Below are 17,428 nucleotides of genomic sequence, written 5' to 3'. Positions count from 1 at the left end.
ATCAATGATCCCTGCGGTCGAAGTCGATACGTGGGTCAACCAGCGTGTAGGTCAGGTCGCCGATCAGTTTCACCACCAGCCCCAGCAGGGTGAAGATGAACAGGGTGCCGAACACCACCGGATAGTCGCGGTTGATCGCCGCTTCGAAACTCATCAGGCCCAGGCCGTCGAGGGAGAAAATCACTTCGACCAGCAACGAGCCGGTGAAGAAGATGCCAATGAATGCGGATGGGAAACCGGCGATCACCAGCAGCATCGCGTTGCGGAACACGTGGCCGTAGAGCACGCGGCGCTGTGTCAGCCCCTTGGCTTTCGCGGTAATGACGTACTGCTTGCCGATTTCATCGAGGAAGCTGTTCTTGGTCAGCAGGGTCATGGTGGCGAAGTTGCCGATCACCAGTGCTGTGATCGGCAGTACCAGGTGCCAGAAGTAATCACCCACTTTGCCCAGCCAGCTCAGTTCGTCGAAGTTGCTGGAGGTCAGACCTCGCAGCGGGAACCAGTCGAAATAGCTGCCCCCGGCGAACACCACGATCAACAGGATGGCGAACAGGAACGCCGGAATCGCATAGCCGACGATGATCGCCGAACTGGTCCAGACGTCGAAGTGGCTGCCGTGGCGTGTGGCCTTGGCGATCCCCAGCGGGATCGACACCAGGTACATGATCAGGGTGCTCCACAGCCCCAGCGAGATCGACACCGGCATTTTCTCCACGATCAGGTCGATGACCTTGGCGTCGCGAAAGAAACTGTCGCCGAAATCCAGGCGCGCGTAATTTTTGACCATGATCCACAAGCGTTCCGGCGCCGACTTGTCGAAACCGTACATGTGCTCGATTTCCTTGATCAGCGCCGGGTCCAGGCCCTGCGCGCCGCGGTAGGTCGACCCCGCTACGGAGACTTCCGCGCCGCCCCCGGCAATGCGGCTGGTGGCGCCTTCGAAGCCTTCCAGCTTGGCGATCATTTGTTCCACCGGGCCGCCGGGCGCGGCCTGGATGATCACGAAGTTGATGAGCAGGATGCCGAACAGGGTCGGCACGATCAGCAGCAAGCGCCGCAGAATGTACGCCAGCATGTTATTGCTCCGAATCCTTGGAAGGTGCGGCTTCTGGCGCGTCGGTATCCGACGCCGGTTGCACGGAAATCGCAGGTGTAGTGTCCGGCTTGACCCACCAGGTCATGGCGCCAATGTCGTAAAGCGGCGATTTTTTTGGATGGCCCAGATGATTCCAGTAGGCCAGACGCCAGGTCTTGATGTGCCAGTTAGGGATCACGTAATAGCCCCACAGCAGTGCGCGGTCGAGGGCGCGGGTGTGGTCGATCAGGCTCTGGCGTGAGTCAGCGTTGATCAGTCCGCTGACCAGTTGATCGACCGCCGGATCCTTCAATCCGATCAGGTTGTAGCTGCCCGGTTTGTCCGCTGCTGACGATTCCCAGTATTCGCGTTGTTCATTACCCGGCGAACTGGACTGCGGAAAACTGCCGACGATCATGTCGTAATCCCGCGAACGGCGGCGAGTGATGTATTGCGACACGTCGACCCGGCGAATCTCCAGATTGATGCCGATGTCGGCCAGGTTGCGTTTGAACGGCAATAAAACGCGCTCGAACTCGGTCTGCGCCAGCAGGAATTCGATGGTCACTGGCTTGCCTTCGGCGTCGACCATTTTGTCGCCGACGATCTTCCAGCCCGCCTCTTTGAGCAGTGCGAAGGCTTTGCGTTGTTGCTCACGAATGATGCCGCTGCCATCGGTGACCGGTAGTTTGAATTCATCGGTAAACAGCGCAGGCGGCAGTTTGTCGCGCAGCGGCTCAAGGATTTTCAGCTCAGCCTCGGACGGCAGGCCGTGAGAAGCCATGTCCGAGTTGTCGAAATAACTTTTGGTCCGCGTGTACATGCCAAAGAACAGCTGCTTGTTGGTCCATTCAAAGTCCAGCAACAGGCTCAGGGCCTGTCGCACGCGCACGTCCTGGAACATCGGCTTGCGCAGGTTGAAGATAAAGCCCTGCATGCCCTGCGGGTTGCCGTTGGGGATTTCTTCCTTGATCAGCTTGCCCTCGCGTACGGCGGGCACGTCGTAGGCGGTGGCCCAGTTTTTCGCGGTCATTTCCTGCCAGTAGTCGAACGCGCCGGCCTTAAGGGCCTCAAGGGCGACGGTGTTGTCGCGGTAGTAGTCGGTGGACAGTTTGTCGAAGTTGTAGAAACCCTTGTTGACCGGCAGGTCCTTGCCCCAGTAATCCTTGACCCGCTCGTAGCGCACCGAACGCCCGGCCTTCACTTCGCTGACTTTGTAGGGGCCGCTGCCCAGCGGGATTTCTAGGTTGCCTTTGTTGAAATCCCGGGTGGCCCACCAGTGTTTCGGCAGCACCGGTAACTGGCCGATGATCAGCGGCAACTCGCGGTTGTTGGTGTGCTTGAAGGTGAACAGCACGGTCAGCGGGTCTTCGGCGACGGCCTTGTCGACGTCTGCGTAGTAACTGCGGTACAGAGGCGAGCCGTCCTTGATCAGCGTGTCGAAGCTGAATACCACGTCTTCGGCGCGCACCGGATGGCCGTCGTTGAAGCGCGCTTCGGGGCGCAGGTAGAAACGCACCCAACTGTTGTCCGGGGCTTTCTCGATCTTGCTCGCGATCAGGCCGTATTCGGTGAATGGCTCGTCCAGGCCCTGACGCATCAGGGTGTCGTAGATCAGGCCGATGTCATCGGCAGGCACGCCCTTGCTGATGAACGGGTTGAGGCTGTCGAAGCTGCCGAAACCGGCGCTGCGCAGAATGCCACCCTTGGGCGCGTCCGGGTTCACGTAATCGAAATGTTTGAAGTCGGCCGGGTATTTCGGTGGCTCGTTGTACAGCGTGATGGCGTGTTGCGGAGCAGCGTGGACTGAACAGGCCAGGCCGAACAGGAACAGGCCGCCAGCCCGCGTCAGGGAGCGGAGGGCAGTCATGGGGTTTTCTCCGAAGGCTTGAGCCACCACGCGCGCAGGCCCAGGGTGTAGGGCGGGGTGGTGACGAAGGCGAAGCGATTGCGGTACGCCAGGCGATGGTTGCTCAGGTACCAGTTGGGAATCATGTAGTGCTGCCAGAGCAGGACGCGGTCCAGCGCTTTGGTGATGGCGACCTGATCGTCCCGGGTTTTCGCCGAAAGCAACTGGCTCAACAGGTTGTCCACCACGGGGTTGGCCACGCCCGCATAGTTTTTGCTGCCCTTGATGCCGGCCTGGCTGGAGTGGAAGTACTGCCACTGCTCCAGGCCCGGACTCAATGTCTGGCTGAGGGTCATCAGAATCATGTCGAAATCGAACTGGTCCAGGCGCTGCTTGTACTGGGCGCGATCCACGGTGCGCAGACGCGCGTCGATGCCGATGCGCGTGAGGTCTTCGATGTAGGGTTGCAGGATTCGTTCAAGACTCGGGTTGACCAGCAGTATTTCAAAACGCAACGGCTGACCTGCACTGTTTAACAGCCCGCGATCAGTGAATTTCCACCCCGCTTCAGCGAGCAGTCCGAGGGCTTTGCGCAGCGTGTCGCGAGGCACGCCGCCGCCGTCGGTCTTCGACACGCTGAATGGCTGGGTGAACAACTGGGCGGGCAGTTGATCGCGATAGGGCGACAGCACCAGGAATTCACGACCGGACGGGATGTTCGCTGCCGAGAATTCGCTGTTGGGGTAGTAGCTGGTCGAACGCTGATAGGCGTCGTTGAACAACGTGCGGTTGGTCCATTCGAAGTTGAACATCAAACCCAGCGCCTCGCGCACCCGAATGTCCGCAAAGGTGTTGCGGCGGGTGTTCATGAACAGGCCTTGGGTCTGCGTCGGGATCTGGTGCGGGATCTGCGCCTTGATCACCTTGCCTTCGTTCACGGCGGGGTAGTCGTAGCCAGTGGACCAGTTTTTCGCCTGATGCTCGATGTAGATGTCGAACTCGCCTGCCTTGAAGGCTTCGAAGGCGACGTCGGCGTCCCGATAGAACTCGACTTCCACGCGGTTGAAGTTGTACTTGCCGCGATTGACCGGTAGGTCCTTGCCCCAGTAATCCTTGACCCGCTCAAACACCAGGCTACGCCCCGGTCTTACCTGCGTGATGCGATACGGCCCGCTGCCCAGTGGCGCCTCGAAGGTCGTGGCCTTGAAATCGCGGCCCTTCCAGTAATGTTGCGGCAACACGGGCAGTTCACCGAGGCGCAGAATCAGTAATGGATTGCCGGACCGCTTGAACACGAAGCGGATGCGATGGCGATTGAGGATATCCACGCGCTGCACTTCCTGAAGCGCGGTGCGGTATTGCGGGTGACCGTCCCTGAGCAGGGTTCTGTAGGAAAACGCCACGTCATAGGCGGTAATTGGCTTACCGTCGTGAAAGCGTGCTTCCGGGCGCAGGTTGAACACCACCCAGCTTCGGTCCTCGCTGTACTCCACCGTTTTGGCGATCAGGCCGTAGCTCGACGTGGGTTCGTCGCCGGATGGGTCGTATTGGCCGGTGCCGGCCATCAATGGCTCGTTCAGCTCGCTGACGCCGTACTGGCCGAAGTTGGGGGTGGAAATCGGGCTGCTGCCCTTGAAGGTGTAGGGGTTCAGGGTGTCGAACGTGCCGTTGGCCATGATTCGCAAGGTGCCAGCCTTCGGCGCCTCGGGATTGACCCAGTCGAAATGGGTGAAGCTGGCCGGATACTTGAGGACGCCGAACTGGGCGTAACCATGGCTTTCGCTGATGGTCGCGGCGGCTGTCGTGCTCAAGGCCAGGCTGATGGTCAGCAGCAAGGGGCGTATCAAATCGGTGTTCGATCCAGGCAGCGGTCGGTCACAGTAACAGCTTGTATGGGCTGGAAAAAGGGTGGGGTAGAGGGGCTGTCAGTGTTACTGCCGGCATGATCGTACCCACGCTCCGCGTGGGAATACCGCTCTCGACGCTCCGCGTCGACCCGCTAAATGACGCAGAGCGTCAGCGGTGGTGTTCCCATGCGGAGCGTGGGGACAATCAGATGAACCGCTCAATGCCGATCAATGCGGCAAATACACCGTCAACGTCTGCCCCGGCTTTAGCGCCTGTCCGCTGCGTGGGTTCCAGCGTTTGAGGTGTTGCATTTCGACGTTGAAACGTTTGGCAACCAGATACATCGAGTCGCCTTTCTGGATTTTGTACTGCATCGGCTTGCCGTCGGCGTTTTTGGCGCTGCTGTCGGCCTTGGCCACGGCACGGGAGCTGGCTTTGACGGCAGGCTTGCTGTTGTCCTGCATGACCAGAGTCTGGCCGACTTTCAGGTTGTAGCCGGACAGCTTGTTCCAGTGCTGCAAATCCTTGACTTCAACCTTGTTGAGGCGGGCGATCTGCCCCAGGTTGTCGCCTTTTTTCACCTTATAGGTGCGGATGCGCGCCGGTTTTTCATCGACCTCGGCCACTTCTTCGAACACCGGCATGGCGGTCTTCATGCCCGGTTGAACGGGAATGGTCAGTGCCTGGCCGCGTTTGAGGTGGTTGCTGGACAGCTTGTTCAAATCCTTGAGCGTGCTGGTCGAAACTTTGTAGCGGCTGGCGATGCTGGCCAGGCTATCGCCCGGACGCACGCGGTATTGCTGCCAATCGACCAACTCTTCGGGCTTCATGTTCGACAGGCTGGCGGTCAGCAATTGTGACTTGGAGGTGGGCACCAGCAGGTGCTGAGGGCCGTCGATGGTCAGGCGCTTCTTGAAGGCCGGGTTGAGTTGCATCAACTCGTCTTCGTCGATATTGGCCATCTGCGCGACTTTGGTCAGGTCCATGCGCTGGTTCAGCTCGACGACTTCAAAGTATGGTTTGTTGTCGATCGGGCTGAGGTTGACGCCATAGGCTTCAGGCGACATGACCACTTGCGACAACGCCAGCAGTTTGGGCACGTAATCGCGGGTTTCCTGCGGCAGTGGCAGGTTCCAGTAATCGGTTGGCAGGTTGAGCTTTTCGTTGCGTTCGATCGCGCGGCTGACCGTGCCCTCACCGGCGTTGTAGGCCGCCAGGGCCAGCAACCAGTCACCGTTGAACATGTCGTGCAGCTTGGTCAGGTAATCAAGGGCTGCAGTGGTGGACGCGGTGATGTCACGGCGGCCGTCGTAGAAACTGGTTTGACGCAGGTTGAAGTAGCGCCCGGTGGACGGGATGAACTGCCAGATCCCGGCGGCGTCGCTGCGGGACAGGGCCATCGGGTTGTAAGCGCTTTCGATCACCGGCAGCAGGGCCAGCTCCAGCGGCATGTTGCGTTCTTCCAGGCGCTCGACGATGTAGTGCATGTAGAGGCTGCCACGCTCACCGGCCGTTTCGAGGAACGACGGGTTGTTGGCGAACCACAGACGCTGCTGTTCGATACGCGGGTTGAGGTCGTTGCCGTCCTGCAACTGGAAGCCCTGACGCATGCGCTCCCAGACATCATGGGGCGGGGCGAGCGGGGTCGGTTTGCGGGCGACGAATGCGGGTTTGGGTTTGACACTGGCCGGCGTTTGCGTGGCATTGGCCGAAGCGCCAGCGTCCAGGCTGCCGGTGGTCTGGCAGCCTGCCAACGTTGCGCTCGCGACCACCGCGATTGCCTGTGCCAACCGAGTCAATGCGTCGGAATTAAAGGGTTTGCGTGTAAATGACGACATTGGCTGGTGGGGGTATCCAGTCGAAAATGTCGGGCGATTCTAGAAAGCGTCTCAAGAACGGTCAACCTTTCAGAATTTTCGTGTGCATTCCCCACCGGTTTAGAACTTATCTTTCCATGCTCGCAATGCGGCAAAAACGGCCACCGGCGTTGCGTTGTCAGTGCCTGTCCGTTCGTCCGCCTTTTGTTTGACGCAGGGTTGCGAGGCCCGCAAAAACGGGTTGGTCCGGTGTTCCAACGCCAGGCTGGATGGGAGGCTGATGCGGTTCTCCTCGCGCCAGCGGGTGACTTGTTCGAAACGCTCGGTGACGTCCGGGTTGTTTGGCTCCACTGCGACTGCAAACCGCAGGTTGCTCAGGGTGTATTCGTGGGTGCAATAGATCAATGTGTTGTCCGGCAAGGCCCCCAGACGGCTCAGCGAGTGATGCATCTGCTCGGGCGTGCCCTCGAACAGGCGACCGCATCCCGCCGCAAACAGCGTATCGCCACAGAACAGCAGCGGCGCCTGGGCGTCGGCGTGGTAATAGGCGATGTGGCCCAGGGTGTGGCCCGGCACGGCGAACAGGGTGAAGTCCAGTCCGAGCACCGTGATCTGCTCGTTGTCGGTGAGGCCCACGTCACGGGCCGGAATCTTTTCGTTGGCCGGGCCGTAGACCCGGGCGTCGGTGGCATTTTTCAGTTCGGCGACGCCACCGGTATGATCGGCATGGTGGTGGGTGACCAGGATATCGGTCAGCGTCCAGCCGGGGTTCGCGCTCAGCCAGGCCAGGACCGGCGCCGCCTCACCCGGATCGACGACCGCGCAACGCTTGTTGGCATTGTCTTGTAACAACCAGATGTAGTTATCGGTGAAAGCATGCAGGGCATCGATCTGTATCATGGCGCGATTCACTTGTCTGGAAACAAAGCGCAATCTTAGAGTCTGAACAGGTTCCAGGCGAGCACCTCTCGCGGGACTTCTCATGGAGACCGGAAATGACCGATGAAGCGTTCGCCCAGGCCGACCCCGAATGGCTTGAGCTGATCAGCTCTGCCCGTGAGTGGTTGTCCGGGCCTGTTGGGCAGTTATTGCTGGAAGAAGAGCGCCAGGTGTTGGAAGAGGAACTCGAACGTTTCTTTGGTGGCTATCTGGTGCATTACGGTCCGTCAGCGCAGACCCCGCCTGCCGCCAAGCAGGTCCAGCGCAACGTGCGTCTGGGCGCGCCGCTGCCAGGGGTCGAGATTGTCTGTGAGGAACAGGCTTGGCCCCTGAGCGAGCACGCCGCCGACGTGGTGGTCATGCAGCACGGCCTGGACTTTTGTCTGTCGCCCCACGGCTTGCTGCGCGAAGCGGCAAGCGCCGTACGCCCGGGCGGTCATCTGGTGATCGTCGGTATCAACCCGTGGAGCACTTGGGGCATTCGGCATTATTTCGCCAATGACGCGTTGCGCCGGGCGCGCTGCATTTCGCCATCGCGGGTTGGCGACTGGCTCAACCTGCTGGGCTTCGCGCTGGAGAAACGCCGGTTCGGGTGCTATCGTCCGCCGCTTGCGTCGCCTGCCTGGCAGAGCCGCTTGTCGGGCCTGGAGCGTTTGGGCGACGGCTGGCAGAGTCCGGGGGGCGGCTTTTATTTATTAGTGGCACGCAAACTCGTGTCGGGACTTCGCCCGCTGCGTATGCCCCGTCGCGAGCCGATGGGCAAACTGCTGCCATTGCCGATGGCCAAGGTCAATCGGCACCCCCCCGAGCCTTGATTGCCGGGCTTCTTTATTTCTGGAACGAACGTAATGAGCGATACCGTAGAACTCTTTTCCGATGGCGCCTGCAAGGGCAATCCCGGCCCCGGCGGCTGGGGCGCGTTGTTGGTGTGCAAAGGTGTGGAAAAGGAACTTTGGGGTGGGGAGGCCAATACCACCAACAACCGCATGGAACTGATGGCGGCGATTCGGGGCCTTGAAGAGCTCAAGCGCCCGTGTGAAGTCACCTTGGTGACCGACTCGCAATATGTGATGAAAGGCATCACCGAGTGGATGACCAACTGGAAGAAACGCGGCTGGAAGACCGCCGCGAAAGAGCCGGTCAAGAACGCCGACCTGTGGATGCAACTGGACGAGCAGGTCAACCGCCACAACGTCACTTGGAAATGGGTACGCGGACATATAGGCCATCATGGCAACGAACGGGCGGATCAGTTGGCCAATCGTGGGGTGGATGAGGTGCGTAAGGGTAAACACGGTTAAACAGCTTGCACGCATTCCTTCTGTAGGAGTGAGCTTGCTCGCGATAACTGTGTGTCAGACGCCAGATATGTAGCCGAAAAACCGTAATCGCGAGCAAGCTCACTCCTACAGGCTTGGTGTCCTCCATTTCTGTCCGCCCATGTTAATATCCGCGCCTGAAACCGAGGCGCCAGGCTATGACTGCAGAAAACATCATCACTGAAAGACGGGTCGTGCTCGACACCGAAACCACCGGTATGCCCGTCACCGACGGCCACCGCGTGATCGAGATCGGTTGTGTGGAAGTGATCGGTCGGCGATTGACCGGGCGCCATTTTCACGTCTATCTGCAGCCGGATCGCGAGAGCGACGAGGGCGCCATCGGCGTTCACGGCATCACGGATCAGTTCCTGGTCGGCAAGCCTCGTTTTGCCGAAGTTGCCGATGAGTTCTATGAATTCATCAAAGGCGCGCAACTGATCATCCACAACGCGCCCTTCGACGTTGGCTTCCTCAATAACGAATTCGCCCTGGTCGGTCAGCAGGATCGCGCCAATCTGGCGAGCTATTGCTCGGTGCTCGACACCCTGGCGATGGCCCGTGAACGCCATCCGGGCCAGCGCAACAGCCTTGATGCGTTGTGCAAACGCTACGACGTCGACAACTCCGGCCGTGAGCTGCACGGCGCGTTGCTCGACTCGGAGATTCTGGCGGACGTCTATCTGGCGATGACGGGTGGTCAGACGATGTTGTCGCTGGCTGGTAACGGTGATGGTGAGGGTGGCGTGGAGCGGCCTTCGGAAGTGCGCCGTATCCTCAACCGTACGCCGGGCCGGATTATCGCAGCCACCGAGGCGGAAATCGCCGAGCACGAAGCGCGTCTGGCGATCATCGCCAAGTCGGCGGGCGCTCCTGCACTCTGGACGCAGTTGGCGCAAGCGCACGCTCAGCAAGGCTAGTTGGCTTTGGCTGCTTCACTGGAGGCAGCCCTTTCATCAATGGCGCAGGAGGCACCAGGGTGGCAACGCTGAGTCCGACACTGAGCATTCGTGTCGCCGACGAATGCTTCGAGGATTACCTCCTCAATTGCGAATTCACTTTCACGGTCACAGGTTTCGCTCGCGTGCAGATTGGCCAGCCCGTGGCGCAGTGGCACGTCGAAACGGTCGAGCCTTATCTGAAGGACTACGACATCGATTCAGAAGCGTTCTGCAATGACCGCGACAGCGGCGAGGGCACCGTGCTGGTGGCGTGGGCGGGCGAGGACCCGGTGGGGCACATCGTGATCAGCAAGCACTGGAACGGTTTTGCCCACATTGATGAGCTGGCGGTGGACACGGTTGCGCGAGGCAATGGCGTGGCGCGGCAGTTGCTCGACGTCGCGCAGGCCTGGAGTCGTGAGCGCAACCTGCCGGGCATCATGCTGGAAACCCAGAACAACAACCTTGCGGCGTGTCGGTTGTATGAGCGCTGTGGGTTCGTGGTGGGCGGGGTGGATCATTTGCGTTATAGGGCGATTGATCCGGGCACGCAGGAGTCGGCGATCTTCTGGTATCTGTTTTTTGATGACCCAAACCCTCTGTAGCCGCCCGGTCGACTGCTACAGAAAGCTCGCGTACCGCCAATTAAGCCGGTTTTTTGACGAGCCACGCCCGGATCAACTGACGCGCGTCAGCTTGATTCCGGACTGGACCAGTTCGAATTCGTCGCCGCCCAAATGGTTCACACGGTCGCCAATGACCAGGCGGTAGGTAATGACCTGCTTCATTTCGCCCGTTTCATCTGGCTTGAAATCATGAAACTCCCGCACGGGGTAGATGCGTCCCTCGGCATCGCGTGCGTGAAATTGGGTGACATGATCATGTGAAGCCATCTGCTTTGTAACCTCTGAAAAACCTGCTCGTTTTCGCTCGCATCGTATCACCGCGAGCTGTGTATCCCTGTCCGTTCGTAAGGTCGTGCTGTCAGACCTTTCAGGCGCCTCCCGCGCTCAACGCCTTCAGACCGTGATTTTCGAGGGGAGTTTGCGATTGAGGTAAAAAAATGTGTCGACGGGTGGTGGTCAGAAATGAACCATTACGACCTGGTAGATCGGTTGATTCGATCAAAGACAACAAAAAACAGCGCTGAACAAACGGCGTCTTTCATCTATAACTGTGTATTCCTCCCACACAAGAAGGTCAGGTTCATGAGCCAGGTTCATTCAATCGCAGTCATCGTCGGCAGCTTGAGAAAAGACTCCATCAACCGCAAAGTCGCCCACGCACTGGCCGAGCTGGCCCCTCCCAGCCTGAAACTGAGCATCGTCGAGATTGGCGATTTGCCGCTGTACAACGAAGACATCGATCTTGATTCGCCACCCGCCGCTTACACCGCTTTCCGTCAGGCCCTGCAAGGTGCGGACGGCTTCTTGTTCGTGACCCCGGAATACAACCGTTCGGTGCCCGGTGCGTTGAAAAACGCCATCGACGTGGGATCGCGCCCTTATGGCAAAAGCTCTTGGGGCAAGGCCAAGCCTGCGGCGGTGATCAGCGTCTCGCCGGGGGCGATCGGTGGTTTTGGTGCCAACCAGCACCTGCGCCAGAGTTTCGTGTTCCTCGACGTGCTGTGCATGCAGCAGCCCGAGGCGTATCTGGGCAATGCGGGGACGTTTTTCGATGAACAGGGCAAGCTGAGCGAGAAGACCAAGCCGTTCTTGCAAAGCATCATTGATGCGTTTGCGGCGCATGTGGCGCGGACCATCAAGGCCTGACGTTCCACGAGGCCGGCTCCCAGAGTTACAGCGTTGAACACGCGATTTGGGGTCGGCGCGATACTTGTGGGAGCCGCCTTGGTGCTGGATCAGCAGATCATGGTGCTGCGTGAGCCGACCTCGATTACCCGTCGCACCTTCTGGAGCGACGCCGGGAGTCGCGGTTGATCAAGGCGTTTTTCGAATTGGCGACGGGGTAAAACCTGCCACCCGGTTGCAACGTGGTTGTGAATCCTGTGGGAGATCTCCCGTCGGTCAGATGCCGGGCTGCAAACACGGTCTCCTGTGGGGGGTGAGCTTGCTCACGAAGTTTTTTTAACCGGCACAGAAAATGTGTCGCTAGCGCTGAGGTCTTCGTGAGCCCGTTCACTACTGGAGCGGTCGCCCGTTGGCGGTGGACATTCCCGAAAAAACAGACGTGCCCCACGACCTGAACGTGCTGCGCACCTGATCCAGTCAATCTGAAATTTCAGCAGCCATGTACAGCATTATGTAGCGCAGTTGGCCTGATATTTCTCCATACGCTCCTTGCCATGTCACCCATGCCCGGTTGATCGCCGGGCTGGGTTTTTCGCGAATAAGGAGCATGTATGTCCAATCCGCTTTCCAGTTACTTTCACAGCGCTTCCCTGCGGACGCGCTACACCGATGAATTGAATGACGCATTGAAGGAAAAGCGTATCGATGCCCAGGAGCAGTCCTGGTTATTGGGTGTCGCCAGTCCCAGGGGGGCGACTGATCCGGATCCGGTCAGGGTCGACCGGTTGTTGCTGGATGACGGTGCCGCCAACCCCTTCGAACTCGCGGCGGCCTTGTTACTGAGCCATACCGATATGGATGTCACCGAGGTTTATCTCTACACGTTGGCAGGTGGCATTGAAACGTTCGACACTCGAGAAGCACTATCGATCACGTTGGCCAGTCGCTATGCGCCGACACGTGAGCGTGCGCAGTTCGAGTTCGAGAAAGTTGAAGGTGATGCTTTCAAGGCTCAGATGCTGGCGATCATTGACCATCAGGTCGAGCATCTGACGCACCTGACCACAGAATTGCGGTTGACCCCGACCTTGCTGGATGCAACGAACGCGTCCCTTGGCCTGCGATTGCGCGAGACGCTGCCGCAATGGCAGATTGACCCACAGAAGCATCTCCTACAGGTCGTCTCCTCTTCGGCGAGCGATGACCTGATTCCGTTTACCCAGACGCTGGCTCAGGCGGCATTCGAGGACTTCTGCGGTCTGGGAATTGAAGAGGGTGGTCTACGTCAGTTTCTGGATGCGCAAGGGCGTGTGGCGACCCCGACGGATCAGGCCTTGTGTGCGCTAGCGTTGTCCAACGCTGTGGCGAGTGCCGCCGAGCAGTACGGTAAGTTGCTCAAAGCGTTCTGGAGAGCCCCATGGCGGGATCAGCGAACCCGTCGCGATCTGGCCATCGAGAGTTTCAAGAACAGCCTGCATGTCGAGATTTACGCACGCCTGCACGACGGCTCGCTCGACGCTGAACACTTGAGGGCTTCGCTGACACTATTGGAATTGGCGCCGGGCTCATTGCCGAATGGCAGCCCGTTACGCTGCCAGCGGTTGAGCCTCAAGGTCGGTAGCAGTACGTCAATGGCGTTGGCGGGTACGTTTGTCATTCAAACCGGGAAGGCTGACACTGCGCTGCTGTGGTTTTCGCCGCAGCACCAGCTTCTCGCGTTCAAGGATCCGTCGGCTTTTGTCATGCACCTGACGACAACGGCAGGACGCCGGCAGTTGCGTCCCGCATTGACACTTCAGGATCAACCCATTCTGCTGAGTGAGGGAGCCCTGCAAGTCGATCTGGATGACTTGGGCGACTCACCGTTTGCCGATCGCATCGATTCGATCCTTGAATTGCAACGGCGCAACCTTGTTTACGCTGCCGGTTTGTCCAGCGAGGCCGAAGCGCGCGCGGTCATGATCGATGACGCGCTGGATATCCGCCAACTGATTGATCCCCGGCAATTGCAGTTCAGCGCAGGACGCTGGCGTCAGTCAGCTCCGTTCGAATTTGGCAGCGTATGGAGCGGGACTTCCGTTCCGGCTCAGACAGGCGAGCAAGGCTCGGTCAGCACCTTCGCGCAAAATGCCGATGGCGCCACGAGCACGCAGCCGTTGTCATGGATCGAACAGACACAGGATTTCGACACTCGCTGTGAGCGCTTGAGACAGTTGGATAACGTACTGCGGGAGTTTGCAGAACAGGCACTGCAGCAGTATCTCTGTGTACTGACGCGCGGACCGATAAAGGCGTCCGATGTTCAGGTCAGGTGGCTGGAGTCCCGGCCTTTCGACACGAGTGATGTCGAGGCCACGACAGTTGCGGTCAGTGAAACCCAAGAGGTCGTTTCAAAGGATCTGGTGACCTGCCTGCTCGAATGCGTCAGCGGGCATCTCTCTGGCAGCCTGCCCAGCGGTGCGCAGGTGTTTCTGGGGGCTTCGACGTCTTGGGCAGGTGTCGAAATCGCTTTGCTGAATCACGCACTGAGTAAGCTTACAGCGAACTTCGCCGAGCGCTATGTCGCGCGGTTCAAGCAAGATCGTATTGACTTCATGCGCAAGGATGACCGTTGCGTGCAGCCTTTCAGGGAGGCGCAACTCCTGCGCGAAGACGCCATGCGCCTTGATCTGACACTGGCCAGGCGTCAGGACTGGCTGGACGAGGCCGCCAGTGACATGGCCTGGCAAATGCTGAACCGTCCTGTGCGTGCGCTGCGTCTTTCGTTGGGGGAGACCGTCACGGAGGTGTTTAGCGTAGCGCTGAGTTATGGAGATAGCGTGACCTCGGCGCTGGGTGACACCCTGATACTCAGACAGACCCTCAGCGATGATGCGCCAGCCTTGATCTGGTCCTGCACATCGGGCTGGGCGCAGTTTGCATCGTTCAAGCGCCTGCAGGACGTGTTGCTGAGAAACTTTCACGGCAGGCATCGCGAGCGTTGGCTTGAGTTGTTGAGTGACTTTGATGGTGCGCAAGTGCGCAGGCACCTGCTTAAAGAACGAGATAATCAAGTCCAGCTACGTTTGAACAGAATCGATGGGCATGTTGCTGAGGCCTTGCAACAGCACGTCTTGTCACGCCAGCAAGAAGACGTGCGGCAATTGTGTCAGCGGGCAGCGCGTTGCGGTTTTGAAGGGCAGTTGTTTTCCCGGCTTGCTTTGGAGGCAGAGCTGGATGGTTCGTTGACGGGGATGCTCGACGAACTGTCGATACGCATCCGCGACAGTCTGTTCAACGAATTGTTGCCGCCCTGGATGAAGTCGGCGTCGCTCAATGACATGCGTATGTATTACGACATCTTCAAGCGTTACTACCTCGCCAGTGACGGGGGGAAGAGTTTTCTGTTCGACATTCCTTCCTTGGGTAGCTACGCACGTAGCCAGTTACTGGCAGAGTTGAAGAAGGATTTCCCCGCTCACGCTCTGGATCCTGACCGGATAAACGTCATCGCCAGGCATTACGTCAGCGCTTTTCCTCCTCCGGGGCAATTACCGTCGGCGACAGCGGCAGCGACGGTGCGCCGCAGCGAGTCACTGACTGATTACGCCATCAATCGTTTCGTGACTGATCAGGAGGTCGCGATCAGCGTGGAGTCAACCGAGCAGCCAGAGGCGGTCAGGCTGTTGACGCTGGATTATCTGCGAGGACTGGTCAGAAAAATCGACATTGGCGCAGGGTATCAGGCGCTACTGAACAAGGCCTTGAACTCAGAGAACGCCGATTACGCAACACGTAAACGATTATTTTTCGAACAGTTGCCTCCCATGATGCTGGCCATCGCCATGCCGGAGAAGCTGAAAGGAAAGCTGAGCGCCCAGGCCTACGATTTCATTACCAGCGTGTTCGACATGCCAGATGGTCTGGCGCGTGAGCCGGTGGGGAGCGATCGGATCATCATCAGCCCGCTGCAACTGGTCGCTGATTCCGGCATGACGCCAGATCCGGTGAGAGGGGTATATCTGATCTGTACGGCGGCGAAGAACAAGGGGCCGATGGTGCTGTGCTCCCTTCACCACACGGCGTTCGTATTTCGCGAATACGCGAGCGAGAAAGCGCTGCTGGAGGATATCCGCAAGGACGAAGACCTGCAGCAGTTGCTGCTGGGCCGCCTCGATCCGGAAATACATCGTCGCTATGCCAACGGCGGCTTCATCGAGCCCCATTTGCCGTTCTTCACGGGAGGATTCGGTGACGTTCCACCGCGTGCCCCGGGACCTGTGACGGTGAGCCTTTCCGAGATCAAAGGCAATGCGCTGCAGCATCTGTTCGATGACACGATGCGCCTGCTGATGGATTCCGGTGTGAGCAATGCGGTGACCAACGAACAGGTTGACCAGGCCGGCCGGTCTTTTTTGGCCACGCTGGGTTTTGAACAAGTGCTGACGTTACTGCCAGGCAAGTTGTCAGCACTGGTCGTGCTCTGGCAAAGCCAGGGTTTGTTCCGCGCGTCTGTCACGTCGGCGTCAGAGCGGCATTGGGGCCAGGCACTCTCTGAGTTTTCTGCGGCGTTAGGCGTCATGGTCGGTGCCAAGGAGCGCAGGCTCGAAGATACGAGCGCCGAGGAAGCGTCTGAATCGGCGGTAAAAAGTGGAAATGAGGCGACGAAAACGAGTACGCCGGTTTCCGGTTGGCACAGTGGCTCGTTGACGGCTGAACAGCGTTTGCAATTGCAACACCTTGAGGCCAATGACGTTGCGTTGGAGAGCATGCTTCACGACAAGCTGCTCAACCTCTATAGAACCAGCGACAGCGGCACCCCTTATGCGGTCGTCCGCGGCAAAGTATATCGGGTTCAACTCATGCCCGACGACGGCGATTGGATGATCGTTGGCGCAAACGGTGAACCGGGCCCGAAGCTAACGCTCGATGACACCCAGCACTGGCAATTCGAGTTGGGTCTGCGGCTACGCGGCGGGGGCTCGATTCCAGGGCGATACCGGCTGGCCAGGGTCGACCAGAGTGCCGAGAACACGATCACCATCGAGGCCAGCGGGATGCAGCAGATCCGCCTGCTGTACCGTGACCGGGCCCGACGCATCGGGCAGGCCCATCTTAAAGCCAAGCGGTATCTGGAAAATTCGCTGGATAACCTGCATGCGCATCAACGTCGGACCCCACTGGATCCTCGGGTCTTGAACATCATTGGTGATTTTTTTGGTACTACCAGCCCGAACAGCGCACTGGTTGCAGACGTCGAGAAAGCGGTGAAATCGCTGTTCAGCGCGGTGATGGATCCGTCGTTGTCACCGTTTTCTTCTTCCCGCTATGTGGTGGGTTCTACCCGTCCAGGCAACCAAACGGTCACGGCATTCATCATCAAAAAGGACCCGAAGCAACGTATTTTTCTTACCGAGCGTTTCTTCAACGTGCCGTATTTTGCGCTCAAGCCTGCGGCGAGGGCGGAGGGGTTCGATGCGCACGTGCATTATCGAGCGGCAAATCTGATTCATGAACTGTCTCACCTGATACTCGATACCCATGACATCGCGTATATGGAATCCATGGCGCCTTATGCTGATCTCCTGGCAGAAGATACGCCCGATAATATTGATCTGAAACTGACGATAGATCGCTTCCACACAGGGCGTCTGTCTCATCGCAGCTCGCGTGCCAGTCTGTTCACGGTGTTCGAAAACGGGCGCCGACGGGATCTGACACCTCTTGATGGCCGAGGGTATGAGGTCATCCTGCGGCTGGCGGACAGAAATAATCTGGATGATGCACGGGATGTGTTTTTGACGGACCTTCAGAAGCGCAGTCGGATCATGCTCAGCAACGCCGACTCGCTGACCTTGCTGATACTGAAACTGGGCCGTCGCAATTTCACCGTACCGGCTCCATGACGAA

Annotated in this window: 14 protein-coding genes; 7 read left to right on the top strand and 7 right to left on the bottom strand. The window is 58.9% G+C overall.

The window, feature by feature from the left end; genetic code table 11:
* Nucleotide 1: 1 nt before the first annotated feature.
* The 5 genes from ACI5GA_RS06485 to gloB all read right to left on the bottom strand — a co-directional run bounded on the left by ACI5GA_RS06485 (nucleotide 2) and on the right by gloB (nucleotide 7,489).
* The gene (locus tag ACI5GA_RS06485) at nucleotides 2–1,075 is read right to left on the bottom strand and encodes a microcin C ABC transporter permease YejB (RefSeq protein WP_093460355.1); all 1,074 of its coding nucleotides are present in this window, start codon (nucleotides 1,073–1,075) and stop codon (nucleotides 2–4) included.
* 1 nt (nucleotide 1,076) lies between these two features.
* On the bottom strand, nucleotides 1,077–2,945 hold the full coding sequence (locus tag ACI5GA_RS06480) for an extracellular solute-binding protein (RefSeq protein ID WP_421422263.1): 1,869 nt from the start codon (nucleotides 2,943–2,945) through the stop codon (nucleotides 1,077–1,079).
* Nucleotides 2,942–4,771, bottom strand: a complete 1,830-nt coding sequence (locus ACI5GA_RS06475) for an extracellular solute-binding protein (protein ID WP_404631197.1) — start codon at nucleotides 4,769–4,771, stop codon at nucleotides 2,942–2,944. The genes ACI5GA_RS06480 and ACI5GA_RS06475 overlap by 4 nt, the downstream gene beginning before the upstream one ends.
* A 228-nt stretch (nucleotides 4,772–4,999) precedes the next feature.
* Nucleotides 5,000–6,610: a LysM peptidoglycan-binding domain-containing protein gene (locus tag ACI5GA_RS06470; protein WP_404631195.1), complete on the bottom strand. Its 1,611-nt coding sequence runs from the start codon at nucleotides 6,608–6,610 to the stop codon at nucleotides 5,000–5,002.
* A gap of 99 nt (nucleotides 6,611–6,709) precedes the next feature.
* Nucleotides 6,710–7,489, bottom strand: coding sequence for a hydroxyacylglutathione hydrolase (gloB, locus tag ACI5GA_RS06465; protein WP_421422260.1), 780 nt, complete (start codon nucleotides 7,487–7,489; stop codon nucleotides 6,710–6,712).
* A 95-nt stretch (nucleotides 7,490–7,584) separates the two neighbouring features.
* Here gloB and ACI5GA_RS06460 point away from each other — a divergent pair, with 95 nt between their 5' ends.
* The 4 genes from ACI5GA_RS06460 to ACI5GA_RS06445 all read left to right on the top strand — a co-directional run bounded on the left by ACI5GA_RS06460 (nucleotide 7,585) and on the right by ACI5GA_RS06445 (nucleotide 10,393).
* Complete coding sequence (locus ACI5GA_RS06460; protein WP_404631191.1) at nucleotides 7,585–8,343, top strand: class I SAM-dependent methyltransferase; 759 nt, start codon at nucleotides 7,585–7,587, stop codon at nucleotides 8,341–8,343.
* A gap of 33 nt (nucleotides 8,344–8,376) precedes the next feature.
* Nucleotides 8,377–8,829, top strand: coding sequence for a ribonuclease HI (rnhA, locus tag ACI5GA_RS06455; RefSeq protein WP_404631189.1), 453 nt, complete (start codon nucleotides 8,377–8,379; stop codon nucleotides 8,827–8,829).
* A 176-nt stretch (nucleotides 8,830–9,005) separates the two neighbouring features.
* Nucleotides 9,006–9,767 carry a DNA polymerase III subunit epsilon gene (gene dnaQ, locus ACI5GA_RS06450; RefSeq protein WP_421422258.1) on the top strand — a complete coding sequence of 254 codons (762 nt, stop codon included), beginning with the start codon at nucleotides 9,006–9,008 and terminating at the stop codon, nucleotides 9,765–9,767.
* 59 nt (nucleotides 9,768–9,826) lie between these two features.
* Nucleotides 9,827–10,393, top strand: a complete 567-nt coding sequence (locus ACI5GA_RS06445; protein WP_404631185.1) for a GNAT family N-acetyltransferase — start codon at nucleotides 9,827–9,829, stop codon at nucleotides 10,391–10,393.
* Nucleotides 10,394–10,465: 72 nt separating this feature from the next.
* Here the strand turns inward: ACI5GA_RS06445 and ACI5GA_RS06440 are convergent, their stop codons facing one another.
* Nucleotides 10,466–10,681, bottom strand: coding sequence for a hypothetical protein (locus ACI5GA_RS06440; protein WP_421422256.1), 216 nt, complete (start codon nucleotides 10,679–10,681; stop codon nucleotides 10,466–10,468).
* Nucleotides 10,682–10,996: 315 nt separating this feature from the next.
* On the opposite strand from ACI5GA_RS06440, the gene ACI5GA_RS06435 reads away from it, so the two are divergent.
* Entirely contained in the window at nucleotides 10,997–11,560 is a 564-nt protein-coding gene (locus ACI5GA_RS06435) for an NADPH-dependent FMN reductase (protein ID WP_404631181.1), read from the top strand.
* Between the two features lie 33 nt (nucleotides 11,561–11,593).
* Nucleotides 11,594–11,728: a hypothetical protein gene (locus ACI5GA_RS06430; protein ID WP_421422255.1), complete on the top strand. Its 135-nt coding sequence runs from the start codon at nucleotides 11,594–11,596 to the stop codon at nucleotides 11,726–11,728.
* Between the two features lie 734 nt (nucleotides 11,729–12,462).
* Here the strand turns inward: ACI5GA_RS06430 and ACI5GA_RS06425 are convergent.
* Nucleotides 12,463–12,708 (bottom strand): hypothetical protein, encoded by a 246-nt coding sequence (locus tag ACI5GA_RS06425; protein ID WP_404631753.1) that lies wholly within the window; start codon nucleotides 12,706–12,708, stop codon nucleotides 12,463–12,465.
* On the opposite strand from ACI5GA_RS06425, the gene ACI5GA_RS06420 reads away from it, so the two are divergent.
* Entirely contained in the window at nucleotides 12,610–17,424 is a 4,815-nt protein-coding gene (locus tag ACI5GA_RS06420) for a dermonecrotic toxin domain-containing protein (RefSeq protein WP_421425447.1), read from the top strand. The genes ACI5GA_RS06425 and ACI5GA_RS06420 overlap by 99 nt on opposite strands.
* Nucleotides 17,425–17,428: the final 4 nt, after the last annotated feature.

It is taken from the genome of Pseudomonas sp. Pseu.R1, assembly GCF_045764065.1.
Classification (GTDB): Bacteria; Pseudomonadota; Gammaproteobacteria; order Pseudomonadales; family Pseudomonadaceae; genus Aquipseudomonas.
The sequence above is the reverse complement of the archived record's forward strand: the minus strand, read 5'-3'. Positions and strand labels throughout refer to the sequence as shown.